Source organism: Vibrio sp. 1CM23M, assembly GCF_023161755.1.
In the GTDB taxonomy this organism is placed as follows: Bacteria; Pseudomonadota; Gammaproteobacteria; order Enterobacterales; family Vibrionaceae; genus Vibrio; species Vibrio coralliirubri.
The window spans coordinates 203242-220657 of record NZ_JALNTR010000003.1 but is presented as its reverse complement, the minus strand read 5'-3'; the positions used below and the strand labels follow the sequence as shown (position 1 = coordinate 220657).

16 protein-coding genes are annotated in these 17416 nt (G+C 43.8%); 7 read left to right on the top strand and 9 right to left on the bottom strand.

Features of this window, described 5'->3' with window-relative positions; all coding sequences use genetic code 11:
* Nucleotides 1-41 precede the first annotated feature (41 nt).
* The gene (locus MSG35_RS11965) at nucleotides 42-1118 is read right to left on the bottom strand and encodes a beta-eliminating lyase-related protein (RefSeq protein WP_248384018.1); all 1077 of its coding nucleotides are present in this window, start codon (nucleotides 1116-1118) and stop codon (nucleotides 42-44) included.
* 303 nt (nucleotides 1119-1421) lie between these two features.
* Here MSG35_RS11965 and MSG35_RS11960 point away from each other — a divergent pair, with 303 nt between their 5' ends.
* The 4 genes from MSG35_RS11960 to MSG35_RS11945 all read left to right on the top strand — a co-directional run bounded on the left by MSG35_RS11960 (nucleotide 1422) and on the right by MSG35_RS11945 (nucleotide 6582).
* Nucleotides 1422-2039, top strand: coding sequence for an NAD(P)H-dependent oxidoreductase (locus MSG35_RS11960; protein WP_061038431.1), 618 nt, complete (start codon nucleotides 1422-1424; stop codon nucleotides 2037-2039).
* A complete protein-coding gene (locus MSG35_RS11955; RefSeq protein ID WP_048663377.1) occupies nucleotides 2039-3964 on the top strand; it encodes a monovalent cation:proton antiporter-2 (CPA2) family protein in 1926 nt (641 codons plus the stop codon). Before MSG35_RS11960 ends, MSG35_RS11955 begins: the two co-directional genes overlap by 1 nt.
* Before the next feature lie 540 nt (nucleotides 3965-4504).
* On the top strand, nucleotides 4505-5728 hold the full coding sequence (locus tag MSG35_RS11950; RefSeq protein WP_046223963.1) for a DUF819 family protein: 1224 nt from the start codon (nucleotides 4505-4507) through the stop codon (nucleotides 5726-5728).
* A gap of 506 nt (nucleotides 5729-6234) precedes the next feature.
* Nucleotides 6235-6582, top strand: coding sequence for a hypothetical protein (locus MSG35_RS11945; protein ID WP_048608772.1), 348 nt, complete (start codon nucleotides 6235-6237; stop codon nucleotides 6580-6582).
* A 212-nt stretch (nucleotides 6583-6794) separates the two neighbouring features.
* On the opposite strand, the gene MSG35_RS11940 is transcribed toward MSG35_RS11945, so the two are convergent.
* The 3 genes from MSG35_RS11940 to MSG35_RS11930 all read right to left on the bottom strand — a co-directional run bounded on the left by MSG35_RS11940 (nucleotide 6795) and on the right by MSG35_RS11930 (nucleotide 10187).
* The gene (locus MSG35_RS11940; protein ID WP_248384017.1) at nucleotides 6795-7655 is read right to left on the bottom strand and encodes a transporter; all 861 of its coding nucleotides are present in this window, start codon (nucleotides 7653-7655) and stop codon (nucleotides 6795-6797) included.
* A gap of 196 nt (nucleotides 7656-7851) precedes the next feature.
* Nucleotides 7852-8883 (bottom strand): L-threonine 3-dehydrogenase, encoded by a 1032-nt coding sequence (gene tdh / locus MSG35_RS11935; RefSeq protein WP_017059546.1) that lies wholly within the window; start codon nucleotides 8881-8883, stop codon nucleotides 7852-7854.
* A 110-nt stretch (nucleotides 8884-8993) separates the two neighbouring features.
* Nucleotides 8994-10187: a glycine C-acetyltransferase gene (locus tag MSG35_RS11930; RefSeq protein WP_017064793.1), complete on the bottom strand. Its 1194-nt coding sequence runs from the start codon at nucleotides 10185-10187 to the stop codon at nucleotides 8994-8996.
* Nucleotides 10188-10555: 368 nt separating this feature from the next.
* Between MSG35_RS11930 and MSG35_RS11925 the strand changes: the two genes are divergently transcribed.
* Nucleotides 10556-11308, top strand: a complete 753-nt coding sequence (locus MSG35_RS11925) for an EAL domain-containing protein (RefSeq protein WP_248384016.1) — start codon at nucleotides 10556-10558, stop codon at nucleotides 11306-11308.
* A 20-nt stretch (nucleotides 11309-11328) separates the two neighbouring features.
* On the opposite strand, the gene MSG35_RS11920 is transcribed toward MSG35_RS11925, so the two are convergent.
* Entirely contained in the window at nucleotides 11329-12141 is an 813-nt protein-coding gene (locus tag MSG35_RS11920) for a helix-turn-helix transcriptional regulator (RefSeq protein WP_061038434.1), read from the bottom strand.
* A 173-nt stretch (nucleotides 12142-12314) separates the two neighbouring features.
* On the opposite strand from MSG35_RS11920, the gene MSG35_RS11915 reads away from it, so the two are divergent.
* Both MSG35_RS11915 and MSG35_RS11910 read left to right on the top strand, forming a co-directional pair.
* Nucleotides 12315-13247, top strand: coding sequence for a LysR family transcriptional regulator (locus MSG35_RS11915; protein ID WP_017071151.1), 933 nt, complete (start codon nucleotides 12315-12317; stop codon nucleotides 13245-13247).
* Nucleotides 13247-13630: a VOC family protein gene (locus MSG35_RS11910; protein ID WP_248384015.1), complete on the top strand. Its 384-nt coding sequence runs from the start codon at nucleotides 13247-13249 to the stop codon at nucleotides 13628-13630. Before MSG35_RS11915 ends, MSG35_RS11910 begins: the two co-directional genes overlap by 1 nt.
* A gap of 95 nt (nucleotides 13631-13725) precedes the next feature.
* Here the strand turns inward: MSG35_RS11910 and MSG35_RS11905 are convergent, their stop codons facing one another.
* From MSG35_RS11905 to MSG35_RS11890, 4 genes are all read right to left on the bottom strand, one after another.
* A complete protein-coding gene (locus MSG35_RS11905) occupies nucleotides 13726-15261 on the bottom strand; it encodes a PepSY domain-containing protein (protein ID WP_248384014.1) in 1536 nt (511 codons plus the stop codon).
* 111 nt (nucleotides 15262-15372) lie between these two features.
* Nucleotides 15373-15723 (bottom strand): hypothetical protein, encoded by a 351-nt coding sequence (locus MSG35_RS11900; RefSeq protein WP_048612954.1) that lies wholly within the window; start codon nucleotides 15721-15723, stop codon nucleotides 15373-15375.
* A gap of 300 nt (nucleotides 15724-16023) precedes the next feature.
* The gene (locus MSG35_RS11895; RefSeq protein WP_017059534.1) at nucleotides 16024-16419 is read right to left on the bottom strand and encodes a cytochrome b562; all 396 of its coding nucleotides are present in this window, start codon (nucleotides 16417-16419) and stop codon (nucleotides 16024-16026) included.
* Nucleotides 16420-16563: 144 nt separating this feature from the next.
* A complete protein-coding gene (locus MSG35_RS11890) occupies nucleotides 16564-17310 on the bottom strand; it encodes a phosphatase (protein WP_248384013.1) in 747 nt (248 codons plus the stop codon).
* Nucleotides 17311-17416: the final 106 nt, after the last annotated feature.

Sequence of the window (17416 nt, the reverse complement as noted above, 5' to 3'; positions counted from 1 at the left end):
ATCAACTCAACTCTTCCGCAATCAAATTAACCCTTAGTTAATCAAATCAGCTCTTCGTTAATAAAATCAAGAATGTCGATCAGCTCATGATCAGGCAAATTAAGTAAGTTATCACCTACATACCATTCAATCTTACATTGATTTGGCAGTTCGCTGATCGCTGGGTTTCCTATCCAAACCTTGTGTTTCTTCGCGATGTTATCTCTCACGATAATGCCGTTTTCGTAGCTCACAGGTAAATAGAGGTGAAGCATGTTGACCTGCGGTTGTTGTGGGTTAACCGTAAACTGAGGGTAATCTTGTAGGATTTGATAAACCTGTTTGGTTCGTTCGTATAAAGCAGGCATCAGTTCTAATCGCTCATCAAACTGCATTGCTGCTGAAACCACATAAGGCGTTCGGTGATAAACATTGCCACCTTGGCGCTTCATCCACGCCGATGCTTTCGCTACAAAGGCTTTATCGCCCAATAATAACGAACCACCAAGGCCATTGAGACCTTTATACAGCGAAACATAAGCACTATCGAAGCCCTGAGCAATCTCGCTGTATGGTTTCTGGTAATACGCGCCGCACTCCCACAAACGTGCACCATCCATATGAAGGTGAATCGATTGTTCTTTGCAGTACTGCTTTATAGCTTCAAGCTCTTCCCACTCTGGCAATTGACCGCCAATTTCGCGCATCGGTAATTCATACAGAGCGGCGGCGATCTCATCAGGCCACGCCTTTAAGTCATCAACATTCCAAGTGCGAAATACGTTGCCGACTGGAAGCACGTTGAAACGATTTTGGAGCTGGTACCCTTGGCGTTCATGGCGAATGATATGACTCGATTCATGCATCGCTACTACCGGGTTTCTTTTCTCTTGGCACGCAATTTCTAATGCTGTGGGTTGGTTCATCGTCCCGGTAATAACAAACACGGCAGCTTCATAACCAAGCAGCTCTGCGACCTTGTTTTCAAAGCTCTCGATAAACTCGCCATCACCGTAGCTATCATGGCTCACATTGTGTGTTTCACACCATTCAGCCATCTGAGCGAATGTTTGTGCTGGTGTCGGTTCTAGATGACCGGAAAGCAACAAATCACATTGTTGACGCAAGTCCATGCTCATAGTTTTTCCTTTATTCATTATCGTTCTATGTAGGGTTATTGGATTATTTACGTTACCCGCCAACGGTGACATAAAATGCACCTATTCGCTTTTATTATTAGCGAATAATTAGTTTTACGCAGTCATCGGCTGCGTGTGCCGGAAATACTCAAATTGACGGGTGTTTTATATAATTAAGTCCCTAAAAACACGCGTATCTAACTAGATAAGTATGGGCTAATTCGTTGTTGTTCAACCATTCTTCTATTATTGTATAACTATAATTCCAATAAATATTATTCGTTAATGAACAAAGAGGGCTATATGTCGAAAAATCGAGTCTTGGTGCTATTCGCCCACCCTTCTCAACATCGTTCTGAAGCAAACAAACCCTTATTTGAACAAGCCAAACGCGTTGACGGTGTTACCTGCGTCGATCTCTACGCTGAATACCCAACATTTAAAATCAACATCGACCGAGAACAGAAACGCCTGTTAGACCATGACATCATCATTTTTCAGTTCCCACTATATTGGTACTCAACACCGGCAATTCTTAAAGAGTGGCAAGATCTCGTTCTAGAATACGGCTTCGCTTACGGCACCGACGGCAACGAACTACAAGGCAAGAAATTGTTATGTAGCATTACTGCAGGTGGCAAAAAAGACGCCTACCAAAGTGATGGTTATAACCATTTCACGATTCGAGAACTGCTTCATCCAATCGAACAAACCGCTTCTCTGTGTGGGATGAACTATCTTGCACCCTTTGCGTTATTTGGCTCGCGTACCGCGTTGGAAGAAAACCGCATTCAGGAGCATGTCGATAGCTATAAAGTGCTGTTAGAGGCGTTAGTTGCCGGCAAGATCAATATCAAGAAAGCCAGCAAAGCAGAAAAACTCAACCACTACGTAGAAGAACTAATGGCAGAGGTTAAATAATGACGGGATATTTTCTACAAGCTTTTATCTACTTGGTCGCAGCAGTTATTGCCGTGCCTATTGCCAAAAGACTTGGTCTTGGTTCTGTATTGGGTTATCTCATTGCTGGTGTTGTGATCGGTCCAATCATTGGCCTAGTTGGTGAAGAGACCACAACCATTCAACACTTTGCCGAGTTCGGTGTGGTTATGATGCTGTTCTTAGTCGGTCTTGAACTTGAACCTAAGATGCTTTGGGCAATGAGAAACCGACTTATGGGGCTGGGTGGCCTACAAGTTGGTGGCACGACCGCGATTGTAATGGGTATCGCCCTTTTCTTCGGACAACCTTGGACCATTGCGCTGACTATCGGTTTGATCTTCGCACTGTCATCTACCGCGATTGTTCTCCAAACCTTTAACGAAAAAGGGCTATCCAAAACAGAAGGCGGAAAGAACGCTTTCTCAGTCCTACTGTTCCAAGATATTGCCGTCATCCCTATGTTGGCATTTATCCCTCTTTTAGCCTTGCCAGAATTAATCGAAGCTGCACAAAGCGCGGTCGCTTCGGCTTCTGATCACCATGAAGAGTTAAGCCTTGTTGCTGGCCTACCCGGTTGGGCATATGGCCTTGTGATCACAGCATCTATTGCGATTGTTGTGGTCGGCGGACACTTCTTGAGTCGTCCACTGTTCCGCTTCGTGGCAAGCTCAGGCCTGCGTGAAATATTTACTGCAACCGCACTGATGTTGGTGATTGGTATTGCTGCACTGATGAGCCTAGTCGGCCTGTCACCGGCTTTGGGTACCTTCCTTGCGGGTGTGGTTTTAGCGAACAGTGAATTCCGCCACGAACTTGAGTCTAATATCGACCCGTTTAAAGGGCTGCTACTTGGCTTGTTCTTCATCACCGTAGGTGCAGGCATCAACTTTGATGTTCTATTCAACGACTTTGGTTTGATCATTGGCCTAACCCTTGGCGTTATGCTTCTTAAAGCCTTGGTGCTATTTACGTTGGCATTGATCTTCAAAATCAAAAACAGTGACCGTTGGCTGTTTACACTGAGCTTGGCGCAAGCCGGTGAGTTTGGTTTTGTACTACTAAGCTTCTCAGCTCAAAACCACGTATTACCTGCTGACATCGTCCAAACACTGTCGCTGGTTGTGGCACTTTCAATGTTCCTAACACCAGGGCTGTTCATTCTGTTTGATAAAGTGATTCTTCCTCGTTACGAACAAAAATCTAACGACCGCGAAGAAGATACCATCGAAGAGAAAGGTACCGTTATCATTGCGGGCATTGGTCGATTCGGTCAAATCGTTAACCGCTTGCTGGTGTCGAACGATGTCAATACTGTGGTTCTGGATCACCAAGCGAACCAAGTAGACTTACTGCGCTCTATCAATATCAAATCTTACTTTGGTGATGCGACTCGTCACGACTTATTGCATACCGCCGGAATCGAAGAAGCCGCGATGCTAGTGGTAGCAATCGATAACCAAGACTCAAGCGTTGAGTTAGTGAAGTACGTTAAACACACCTACCCTAAAGTGAAAATCTTAGCCCGCGCATTCGACCGTGGTCATAGTTATCGCTTACGAGAAGCAGGTGCAGACTTCGTGGAATCAGAGACCTACCATTCTGCTCTTGAAATGGGCGCACAAGCCTTGCGCTCTTTAGGTCATCACCCATTCTTCGTCGAGCAGCAAAAATCGACGTATCAACGCGTTGAGAGTCGTAAGTCTGAGAAACTTTACCAAGCTTGGTCTGAAGCGGAAGAGAATCCACGCTACGACAACAACTACCGACAAATCTTCATTCACCTTGAAGAAGCAATGAAAGAAGACATGAAAAAAGACCGTTCAGACAAACACTCTCGCTCTGAGCGTGGTTGGACACCGCCACCAAAAGGCTATGCAGATGGCTTTGAGGAAGAAGAGTCTTAAGCAGAATCTAGACTACAGATCTAGATAACCATGCTATTCAACCATCAAAAGCGGCTATTTAAGCCGCTTTTTCTTTCATTTACCTCCTACAAAACGTCAACTCAGCACAAGTCTCAGGAGCTGAAACTCATAATCCGAGAGATTTGTGTGATCTAGCTAAAATTTTTAATTTCTGACCACATAGCAAAAGTGGATTCAATTTTTACATTATTGAAACATTCCAACCCTGCATAAACCACACCATAAACATGGCTATATATGCACTCATTCCTGCCATTCAAGCACCCACCCAATTCATAGCGACCACTCGCTAAGGCTTGAATTACATTGCATATATCGAAATACTTCGCAAAAGCCCCAACAAACCCATTCATCAATCAAATAAATAACGCACGACATTCACAAACTCAAACCATCAAAATTAACATAAACATTTCAAAGTGTGTCTATCGTTACAATTTGTAACGAATGGCGGTTGTCGGTATAGTCCTGCAATTCAAAAAGTGAGACCTTTGCGCTCACCTTAAAGGAGATATAATAATGATTACTAATGATGCTGTAATAATGGGCATGTTAGCTGTTATTCTTGGCGGTGTTTTTATCACGGAAAGTAGCCAAAATAGCGCACTGAAAAAATTCTACTCGTTCGTTCCGGGTCTATTGCTCTGCTACTTTGTTCCTTCTCTATTGAACAGCCTAGGCATCATCGACGCATCAAACTCAAAGCTGTACTTTGTTGCAAGTCGCTACCTATTACCAAGCGCACTCGTTCTACTGATCATCTCAGCTGACTTACGCAAAATCTTCGGCCTTGGCTCAAAAGCCGTCATCATGTTCCTAACGGGTACTGTCGGCATCATCATTGGTGGCCCTTTGGCGATTTTAATTATCGACCAAGTTAACCCTGACCTCGTATCTGGCGATGTATGGCGTGGCCTTACAACTGTCGCTGGTTCTTGGATCGGCGGCGGTGCGAACCAAGCAGCAATGAAAGAAGTGTTCGAGGTTGATGATCAACTATTCTCTGCAATGATTACGGTTGATGTTATCTGTGCGAACATTTGGATGGCCGTGTTACTTATCATGGCAGGTCGCCAGAAGAAAATTGATGCATGGTTAAAAGCAGACACATCATCTATCGAAGAGCTAAAAGAGACGGTATCTAAATACCAAGAAGAGAACGCTCGCCCAACAACAACAACCGATCTTATGAAGATCACGGCAATTGCTTTCGGTTTGACGGGTTTAGCTCACTTATTCAGTGACATGATTGCACCATGGATCTCAACCAACGCGCCAGAGCTTGCGAAATACAGCCTAACATCTGGCTTCTTCTGGCTGATCGTAATGGTGACAACGTTCGCGCTGATCGCTTCATGCTTCAAATCTACACGCAGCCTTGAGCACAGCGGCGCGTCAAAAGTCGGTTCAGCGTTCATCTACATCCTAGTTGCAACCATCGGTATGCAAATGGATGTGACAGCTATCTTAGACAACCCAGGTTACTTCTTCATTGGTATTACATGGTTAACTATTCATGCCCTTCTGATGATTGTAATGGCGAAGCTAATTCGTGCACCATTGTTCTTCATGGCTGTAGGTAGCCAAGCTAACGTAGGCGGCGCTGCATCGGCACCTATCGTCGCGGCTGCATTCCACCCAGCATTGGCACCAGTAGGTATCCTAATGGCGGTATTGGGTTACGCTCTCGGTACATACGGCGCTTACATCTGTGGCCTCATCATGCAAGTTGCTGCTGGTTAATACGACTAGCGCCAACAATCTGCTGAATTTTAAATCCGATATTGGTTTGCCAATGTCGGATTTTTTATACGCGTTATAAAGAGGTAATGAAACAGCAATTAAAACTTTAAGTTCATACTTATATTTAATGATTAGAACCTACCAAACAACTATTTCTACTTCCTTCATAAACCACACTCGATTAATTACTATATTTCTACTGTCTTGGCATTGTTAACATTCAAAGAAATTTAACATCGGTTAAATTTATACATACATCTGTCATATTGCGTAGCAAGCCGTATGTGTTTAGCATCTACCCTCATAGAGAAAACGAAACTTAGAGATAGAACCCCCACGAAAAGGAAAGTATGGCGACAAGCCAAGTCCTGCAAGATTGAAAGTCGCCATACTCCGAAACCGTATAACAATAAATATATGAATGGTTATAGAATAAAGTTATCCCAAATGACTTATCTCAAAGAACCGAACACTCCCACAAAGAACATTTTCCTATAGGAGTAGAGATGAAGAATTGGAAAGTAAAATCGACAAAGCTAGTTAAAGGTCAGTACCTAGATTATCGAATCAGAGCGCAAAGCATAAACATTGACGCGAATGGGCTGTTAGAGTTTTACGACATGGGCATCGTTGTATCTAGCTTTAGCAGTGACGAATGGTTTATCTGCTACCACACCAATGTATTTGGCTACACCAAGAAAAGCTACTGTAACCCGTTTCAATTTGCTCACTGTAAACAACTCAAAGAGATAGAAGAAGCAAGGCAAGAGATTGTCACGAACTCGCCATTAGCGCTGTTTATTAAAAACCGAAAATGTAGACCAAATCCGGTTGGTAGAAAACCAAATTTTTAGTGAGTTTAAGTTACGAGGAATATACAGAATGAGAAATATCCTTGATAAATTTAAAAAAGACATTGGTGTTTGGTTATTTTTAACACTCATCTTTGGTTATTTTATCTACGCTTCATTCAATATATGTTGGAGTGACATATTCAGCTAATTGGCTAAAGCCATCCCAATTAATATCAAGCTTTAGCCTATTTAATATCATAAGGGAAATACAACTAGTCAAATAAAGACGCCAATTTATTTTCCACCACAGGGCTGATATTAAAGCTCAACATAAAATCTGGATGCACTTTTTCGTCTTTCTCAAGGTAATAGTTCGCTTCAATGCCAAATTTCCAAGGGCGTCCATTCAGAACCGTTGTTTTACTAACACTGATGTTTAACGGAATTTCCGCCTGATCCTTATTCCAGTCATAGGTGAATGTCGGCGCAGAGCCAACCGTCCAACCACCACCTAATATCTCTACCCAAAACACTTGTGTCGATGTCTTGTTGATTCGAGTATCAGAATGGTTGGCTCCGTCTCCAGAAACGCCATACAAGTGGTTGGGGAACATACCGACAACTCGTTCACTACTCGCCTTCCCGACCATAAACTCTGGCCCGACTGCAAATTGATCCGCCGTTAAGTCACTACTGCCCGTTGGCAACGAAGCAAAGAGACCAAACGCGACAATAGTACCGCCCTCCATTTTAGGCGCATAAGCTAAATCAAATGAGATGTCTGTAAAGCCTGACTGATCCATACGCTGCGAGCTTGCTGGTGTGTCCACATGGAAATCGTTCTGTACGTAAGAGATAGCCGGGCGGAAGATCACTTTGTCGCCGTTATCCATGGGGAAAGGGAGAGTTGGTTGTAATACTGTAGCGAAACTGTCCCCTCCACCATCGTAACCACCTGAATATTGCAGCTTTAGATTGAGGCTAGCGTAAGCTGTATTTGGGTTTGCAAGTTCCTTTGCTGCCTGTTCTGCCGCTTGATCGCTTTCAGATTTAGAAATGTCGACCTTAGCGCTAGCAAAATTCGGCGTTAATAATAGTCCAGTGATTATCAGTGCAAGTGGTTTACAAGCCATGAGCCCTCTCTTCAATAGTAAAACAATAAGATATAACTGCTTATTGAGTATTTTAGAGATTACTGGGCAGTAAAATGGCCATTAAGTGACAGAGAGATAAGTTAACCCTTGGTAAAATTTGGATACAAAAATGCCCCAAATCGCTTTGAGGCATTTTCAATTAATCAGGAAGCTCGGGAGTGTTTACTCGTTTGGCTTATTCCCAATCAAGAATTACTTTACCAGACATACCAGAGCGCATCATGTCGAAGCCTTTCTGGAAGTCGTCCACTTTGTAGTGGTGTGTAATGATTGGTGTTAGATCTAGGCCAGATTGAATCAAAGAAGCCATCTTATACCAAGTTTCGAACATCTCACGACCGTAGATACCTTTGATAACCAAACCTTTAAAGATAACTTGGTTCCAGTCTACTGCCATATCTGATGGTGGAATACCTAGTAGAGAGATCTTACCGCCGTGGTTCATGTTAGTCAGCATGCTGTTGAACGCAGATGGGTTACCAGACATTTCTAGGCCTACATCGAAGCCTTCAGTCATGCCAAGATCAGACATTACGTCTTCAAGCTTCTCTTCCATCACGTTTACTGCGCGAGTCACACCCATTTTCTTAGCAAGATCTAGGCGGTATTCGTTTACATCAGTGATTACAACGTGACGAGCACCAACGTGCTTAGCAACAGCTGCAGCCATGATACCGATTGGACCAGCACCAGTAATTAGCACGTCTTCGCCTACTAAGTCGAAAGAAAGCGCTGTGTGTACTGCGTTACCAAACGGGTCAAAGATTGAAGCGAGATCGTCAGAGATTTCTGCAGGGATCTTAAATGCGTTGAACGCAGGGATCACAAGGAACTCAGAGAACGCACCAGTGCGGTTAACACCAACACCTGTTGTGTTACGACAAAGGTGAGTACGGCCGCCACGACAGTTACGACAGTGACCACATGTGATGTGACCTTCGCCAGATACACGGTCGCCGATTTCAAAACCACGAACTTCTTGGCCGATGCCAACAACTTCACCCACGTATTCGTGACCCACTACCATAGGTACTGGGATTGTGTTTTGTGACCACTCATCCCAGTTGTAGATATGTACGTCAGTACCACAAATTGCGGTTTTCTTAATACGGATAAGAAGATCATTATGACCCATTTCAGGTTTTTCAACCTCGGTCATCCAGATGCCTTCTTCAGGCTTAAGCTTAGAAAGTGCTTTAATTTTCATAATGTTACCTAGTTCATCTCGCCTAACTGTAAGGCGAGAATCAAAAATCTATATGTTCTACTGGGTGTTGCTCTATCTAATTAAAGGATGCTCGTGGCACCCCTTTAAAATTAGATGATACCCATGTCTTTACCAACTTGGATGAACGCATCGATTGCGCGGTCTAGTTGCTCACGAGAGTGTGCAGCAGACATTTGCGTACGGATACGAGCTTGACCTTTTGGTACTACAGGGAAAGAGAAACCTACAACGTAGATGCCTTTCTCTAGTGCGCGCTCAGCGAACTCAGCCGCTACTTTTGCATCACCAAGCATAATTGGGATGATTGCATGATCTGCACCACCCATAGTGAAGCCAGCTTCTTCCATGCGAGTACGGAAGTGAGCAGAGTTTTCCCATAGTTGAGTACGTAGGTCGCCAGATTCCGCTAGAAGATCTAGAACGCGGATAGACGCAGATACGATTGCAGGTGCAACAGAGTTAGAGAATAGGTATGGACGAGAACGCTGACGTAGCCAGTCGATCACTTCTTTCTTACCAGAAGTGTAACCGCCTGAAGCGCCACCCATTGCTTTACCTAGCGTACCAGTGATGATATCGATACGGTCTACAACGTTGTGGAACTCGTGAGTACCCGCGCCGTTTTCGCCCATGAAGCCCACTGCGTGAGAGTCATCAACCATTACTAGTGCGTCGTACTTGTCTGCAAGGTCACAGATAGCAGGAAGGTTAGCCACTACGCCGTCCATTGAGAACACACCGTCAGTTACGATTAGTGTGTGACGAGCGCCAGCTTCTTTAGCAGCGATAAGTTGCTGCTCTAGCTCTTCCATGTTGTTGTTCGAGTAACGGAAACGCATTGCTTTACACAGACGAACGCCATCGATGATAGATGCGTGGTTTAGTGCGTCAGAGATGATTGCGTCTTCTTTACCTAGAATTGTTTCGAATAAACCAGCGTTTGCATCAAAACAAGATGTGTAAAGGATAGTGTCTTCTTTACCTAGGAACGTAGAAAGCTTTTGCTCTAGTTCTTTGTGAGAATCTTGAGTACCACAGATGAAACGTACTGAAGCCATACCAAAACCGTGCTGATCCATACCATCTTTAGCTGCTTCGATAAGAGCTGGGTGGTTAGCAAGACCTAAGTAGTTGTTTGCACAGAAGTTTAGTACTTCTTCACCAGTCGAGATAGAAACCGCTGCTTTTTGTGCAGAAGTAATAATGCGCTCAGACTTGTAAAGACCTTCTTCTTTAACTTCTTCGATTTGAGTTTGAATCTGTTGGTAAAATGCAGAAGACATTGTCTCATTCCTTCCTAGTTATTATTTCGCAGCATCGCGCGCCGCTTTATGTAGGGATGCAAACGATCTCAACACGATCATTTACACTGTAAAACTTATGCCTATATTCTAGTTGAACATCCCCGTTCCGATTATCCCTTTAGTTGGAAAAACATTAATGAACCACAGGCATGAATAATAGTTCATCCCAGTGACACAGGGCACATTAACGCCCTTCACTTGCTCTTTTAAACGCCAAATCACCTTTAATTTCCGTCTAATTTCGCTTTCATATCAAATCTCAATTTTTCATCTCAAAACGATATAGTGATGAATGCCCGCTTCTCTCAGAATGCGCACCAGCAACGCCGCTATACAAATGAAACACGATGAGAAGAGAAACCAAACACATGAACCTATCAGACCACATCATTCAAGAAGCCTTCGAAAACGACTGGCACACCTGCTTTTATCAGCCAAAGGTTGAACCTAGTATCGAGAAAGTGACTGGGGTTGAAGCGCTGTTTCGTTTAGATATTCCAGAAGAAGGGATTTTCTCTCCAGGTGTGTTTATTGATCGTGCGTTTGCATTGGGTTACGAGGCAGAGATCTTCTTTAGTGTTCTTGAACAGTCACTGACAGAGGTAAAATCTCTCTCATCTCACTTGAACTTGGCGGTTAATATCAGCAAGAAGGTGCTGGCTAACCCTGATAACGTGGAAAAGGTTCGTGAATTGCTTTGGAATACCTCGTTCAAAGCAAAGCAGCTTACTTTTGAACTCAGCGAAAACGATCAGTTGGATGACCAACTTTGTGAGCAGATTAAACGCTTTCAATCTCTTGGCATTAAAATCTCAATCGACGATTTTGGTATTGGCTATTCAGATATGAATAAAGTGATGAGCCTTAATGTCGATGAAGTGAAGTTTGATAAATCAATCGTGAATAGCGCAGAACCAGCACGTTCGGACTTGGTGAAGCGCACGTTGGCGTACTGCAAAGAGTCTGGAATTGAAACCGTGGCAGAAGGTGTTGAAGATACGGATACACATCAACTCGTCCACCAGCTAGGTTTTGATAGCTATCAGGGCTTTCTATATTCAAAGCCACTGCCTTTGACTGACCTTAGACTTGTCATGTAAGAGTGCGAACTCAAGCAAGGTTAACTTAAGACAAACTCGACGCTTTTCTTTTTCTGCTTAAGGTCATGATATCGAATGCATTTGAAGTAAATATCGTGTTTGTTTTGGATGTTCTGAGAGAATGGGTTATTCACCACTTTCTTTATATCAGCCTTGAAAAATGGCATGCCGAGTTTGCTCATGTACGGCTCTAAGTAGAGATCATAAAGAAACTGGGACATTGCAGGGTCAAGAGTCGGAAAACGAAATTCAGTGCCAGCCAAATTATCTGCCATGTAATCGAAGATCTTACGTCGGATCACGACGCTGACTGCACCAACACTGCAAAGCATTTTGCTGAGGCCGTCGTAAACCACATGCCCGATAATGACGCCCTCGAACAAGAAGCAAAGCACCTGCATATCTTCTTTTCTCACCCCGAGATACTGAGCAACCTCGATAAAGTCTTTGCCATAAGTTTTGAGGTGCATCCCTTGTATAGACTTAATCCTTTTCGCAGGAAGCGAACCCATGTTGTATGACTCTACGCTGGTAACCTCATAGTCGTAACCGATCTCGGCACTAAACGGACGTTCCATATTCTTGGTTGCAGCTTTGACTTGAACCATCTCTTCCACTGAAAAGTCATACTCCACCTGAAAGAAGCTTGCGATACCAAGGCGACGAACAAAACTAGGCAATGTCTTTGCCCTTTCCCACTGGCTCACCATCACCTGATTAACACCGGAAAATGCTCGATGAGAATGGGAAAGTAACTCTGCAAATTCTTCTTGAGAAATTGAGGTTGCTTCGCGGAGCCTTTTTAACTCTTCTGAAAAATTCTCTTTATTCATCGGTCACTTACCTAGCTTTTTTATCAGTGTAGTTCACTTAAGCTCGTTAATAAATGAAGCCTTCAACATCGCCTTACCACGTCAGTTAATTAATGAAATTGATTCACAAATCAAAGTAAATCGCTCACAATTACCATTAAGTTCATCGTTGAAACTCGCTTAACTGGATACTTATGATTAACCCAAAACTCATCGCCCTGCTTCCGGATCTCGCCTCGTTCATTTTGGTGGTTAACGAAGGTAGTTTTACGGCTGCAGCAAAACAGTTAGGCGTGACACCGTCAGCCTTGAGTAAGCTCATCACTCGCTTGGAAAAAGCGCTATCGGTGAAACTGTTTGAGCGTACCACTCGTACCCTTATCATCACGCAAGCGGGTCAATTGGTTTACGACCAGAGCGTGGTGATGATCAACGCAGCTCAACAAGCAGTTGAACTGTCTACCTCCGACCATACCGAACCTGCAGGCTCGATAACGGTAGCGGCACCAGAAGCCTTCTTGAATTCGGTTTTGCAGCCCTTTATTGTGCCTTTCTTAAATCAGTATCCAGAAATCCAACTTAAATTGAGAGCGGCTGATGGCGACATCGATATTTTACGGCAAGGTATCGACATCGCATTCCGCCTGACAGATAAACCCGACGAAAGCTTAGTATTGAAAGAGTTAGGCAAAACAAATCTCGTGTTGTGTGCAAGCCCTGACTATTTAGATGCCAAAGGGATTCCTCACCACCCTACCGAACTGTCTGAACACGACTGTTTATACCTTGCAGAGACAGACAAAGACCACATTTGGGACTTCCTTAAAGATGATGAATTTCACACGGTACCTGTCAGTGGGCGTTACGCAGTTAACCACTCGCAGATGCGACTAAAAGGTGTAAAAGAAGGTCTCGGCGTCGGTATTTTCCATGACTTCGTGATTCAAGATGCGTTAGCTGAAGGGTCTGTAGTACAAGTGTTGGAAGATTGGACCATCAAGAGTAATTACCATGGTGCGATTGCGATGCAGTTTGCTCAAACCAAGTACATGCCCGCTCGACTGCGTGTGTTCATTGATTACGCCATGGAGCACTTAGGTGACAAGTTGGCAGGAGAAATAAACTGATGCTGAAAGGAATACACCACGCGGCCATAATCTGTTCAAACTACGACGCGTCGAAACACTTTTACACTGAGATTTTGAAACTCGAGATAATTGCCGAAAACTATCGAGAGGCTCGCCAGTCGTACAAACTTGATTTAGCGCTACCTAATGGTGCTCAGATAGAGCTATTCAGCTTCCCTAACGCACCAGAAAGACCTAGCTTTCCTGAAGCTCAAGGGCTAAGACACTTAGCCTTTTGTGTTGATGACGTTCAACAAGTCAAAAGCTATTTGGAAGGACAAGGAATCGAAGTCGAACCGATCCGAGTTGATGAGTTTACAGGTAAAACATTTACCTTTTTTGCCGATCCTGACGGGCTTCCGTTAGAGCTTTACCAAATATAGAGCTTTATCAAGTCTAACGTCTTCTTAATAAACAGAGCATGTCATCTGATTAATGAAACTGACCTCCTCAAACAGAAGGTCAGTTTGTGTATCAATTAACTCAATGCCGTCTTGAATTTCTCGACACGCGAGAACAGTAACCAATCCAATAGCATGGCTGTCACGATCGTCGCACCCGCCAGTGGAAACAGCGCTGAAATAACTATCACCGTCACTAAGCCTGCTTTCCAAAGCCCTGCATCACCAAACTTCGGTGGCGAGCCAAGCTTTCTTTGACCTGAAGGTCTGCGCATCCACCACATCACACCGCCAGTCACAGACACAACAATGAACGCCAAGCAAAACAAGGCATTTAGAAGCTTATTGATGATGCTGATGTCACCTTGGTGCAATGAAATACCAACCGCTAACGTCTTGGCAATGAAGTTATAATCTTGCCATGTCACCTCACCCAGAATACGACCAGAATATTGGTCGAGGTGCGTGGTACGATCCTGCGTTGGATCGATGATATCACCACCCATTGTATTGGCTGTGACCGTGTAAACGCCCGTTTCTGAACGCGGGAAATTGACCTTGTATTGCGTAAAGCCAAGTGAATATGCTTTTTCAGTAACGTCATCAATGTCGAAGTTGCTTGCTGACAACATATGTTGAGAGTGCTCTTCACCCATCTTAGAGTGGTCGTGAGGTTCCGTAGCCTCTTCCACATGATGAACGTGTTCTGCTGGCTTATCTTGAGACAAAGGCAATGGTGTTTGCTCCAAGTTCCAAGGGAGCTCTTCTTCTGAACCATGGTTAAGAGACGCATGCGTCTTATCTGATAATGGAATATCGTCCCACATTTGAGCAGGGAAAGTGCTCCATGCTTGAACAAGCTTACCGCCCCAAAAACCTGTCCATGCCAATCCAGATAGAATAAACAACAACAGAATAAGCGATAAGGTACCACCGATGTTCGCATGCAGATCACGCATTAAAATACGCGTTCCTGAACCAAATCGAAGCTTAAGAAAACCAGCTCGGCTCGCGTTATCTCTCGGTAACCATAAGTAAATGCCACTGACGAGCAACAGAATAGACAAGCTTATTGCGACTTCAATCAGGTAATCACCCCAATCACCAATCAACAAAGTGCCGTGGATGTCATTCGCGAGTTGGTACAGGCTGTCGCTACGCGGAATCTCTCCAACCACTTCGCCAGTGTATTGATTCACAGTGGCGAAAACAGACGTTCCGTCTTCAAATGATACCGAAAAGCGGTTAGCGAGATCAGGCGCTTTGCTCGGAACAAACTGTGTCACCGAACCTTGTGGGTATTGAAGTTGTACTGCAGCTAACTGTTGTGACACTTTAATCGGCTCGCCCGATGCAACAATCTCGATCGCATCGTGATGAAAAGCTAACTCGATTTCATCATCAAACAGCATCACCAAACCTGTAATACTCAGCATTAACATAAACGGGATAACGAATAGGCCAGCATAGAAGTGCCAGCGCCATGTGAGGAAATAGAGGGTTTTATTGCGGTCTTTGCTTTTTATATTGGTTTTCGAACCGGTTGCTGCACTGCTTTTAGACTGCGAAGTTGCTTGTGCTTTCGCAGGGGTTTGAGATTCATTTCTCAACATTATAATTTCCTTTGACACACGCAAACATACCTTCTGAAAAATCAGAAAGTAATCTGAGCATGTTTAACTTTACTTAATACTTTATTTTTTAATTATTTTAATGGGTTAGGTTTAAGCAATAACAAAGGGAGGGCCGCGTGGGGCTTGCCTCGTGTAGCGTTCGCTTAGAGCCAAAAAAGCGTAGCTGTCGGAGACAATAGAACTCAGTCGAGTTGTCAGTAGTGTAGTGGGAAGTTCATCTTGGTGAAACGTGGAAAAATGGCTAAACGGGCACGGCTTTCCTTTGTGAGTATTAGGTTCACCTTCTTCGATTTGAACCAATTCAAAGCCATTGACCGTACATAACGACGCCCATACTCCCGCACTATTACCATGAGCATTGATAACAGGCATTAATGTCACTAGCGCCCAGCTTAATGCTGTTGCAAGTAACATGGAGAAGTTGAACGAGGTTCGGCGCATTATTCCAAGTCTTTATAAATTTCCCTTATTATGAGCGACTTGGAATCTAGGTAAACGTAAAGATTAACAGCAAGTTAAAAAATTGAAGCTAACGCACACTCTTTTTCGTTAAATACTGGTTACAACACTAAAGTTAAGAAAGTATTACTCATCTCTTTGCAGCAGACTTTCGATAAAAGAGACAATAAAAAACGCCGCCTTACACCTTCCTCTAAAGAGGGGAAAGTAAGGCGGCGTTTTAGAGATCGAATCTTGAGGTTTGCTCTTTGTTACCTATCTAGCAAACTCATGATTAACGAATTAACCGAAGATCTTGCTCCAGATGCTTGGGTTACGCTTCTCATGGTACTCTTCACGAAGGCCGTCAATAGTACGAAGTTCTTGCTGTGCCGACGCTAAGTCACCTTGGTCTAGCTTCTGCTCAATGCTATCCAGTGATGCACTGATCTTTTTGAAACCTTCCATGAAGTTGTCTTCTTTCTCGACTGGGTAAACACCCGTTTTCAGTTCTGCCACTAGCGTATCTAAACGAACGATAGGCTTTTGCATCTCTTCAATGCTTTGAGCTTCTGCCGCTTGTTTGAACGCAAGCTTCATTTCTTGCATGTTTTTCTTAAGGTCTACATTAGCAAATGCGTTGCCAGACAATACTGAAGCAGCGATTAAGCCAGATAAAAGGATTGAGCGAGTTTTCATTGTTTCTCCAAGTGAAGCGGTGTCTTTGAAGTTAGAGCCATCATTACTGTGGCACTTCGACTTTATTATTTTCGGCTAGTGTATACAAAAATCTGTCAGGCACAAAAATTGATTGTGTCGAAATGCAAACCCGCCGACATTCTCTTAAACAAGTTCTGAATATTCTGGGATTTCATTACGACCGCGCAAGGCCAAAAAGGCTAGGAACTGCTTTGGCGAATGAGTGATCACTTTACTCGAATCTACACCCACTTCATCTAACAATGCTGCGACTAAGTCTAAGCCACCGACATCTAAACAGAAATGCGCATCGCTGCCTGTTGTAATAAATGCACCCTTCGCTTTCGCTATTCTTGCAATCTCATAGCAGCGGTCAACACTGCCAACTCGGCTATTGCCTTTGAGTGTGGTGTTATTGATCTCAATCGCCACGTTGTTCTCAACCGCACATTGAATAACAGCTTCAAAATCGAAATCAAAATTAGGATTGCCTAAGTGACCAAGCGCATCAATTCGACCGCCCTTAATCACATTCATGAGAGCCTCTGTATGGGTAGTGACATCCGATGGACGAAAAACGGGCTCGTGGAAGCTTGCAATCACCCAATCCAGATTCTTATCAACGCTCGGATGAATATCGATTTCACCTTGAGTGTTCATGATGTTCGACTCAACGCCACGGATGATGGCAACCTCTTCGATAAAACGAGGAAGTACACGTTGGTTACTGAAGAACCAATAGTGTGGAGCGCCCGGCATTGATTCTGAATGGTCAGTGGTACAAAACATGGCTAAACCATTTTGCTTTGCCGACTTGGCGTTTTCGATCAATGTGCTGTAAGCATGACCACTTGCGTATGTGTGGGTGTGAGTATCTACTTTGAGTTCCATGAATCAATGCCCTCTTCGCTCGGTCAAAATACGTTTTTCAGAAAGTAACTCTGAATCTCTTTCAGGAAAAGAATGCTTCAGAAGATGAGTGCCTAATGACAACAAT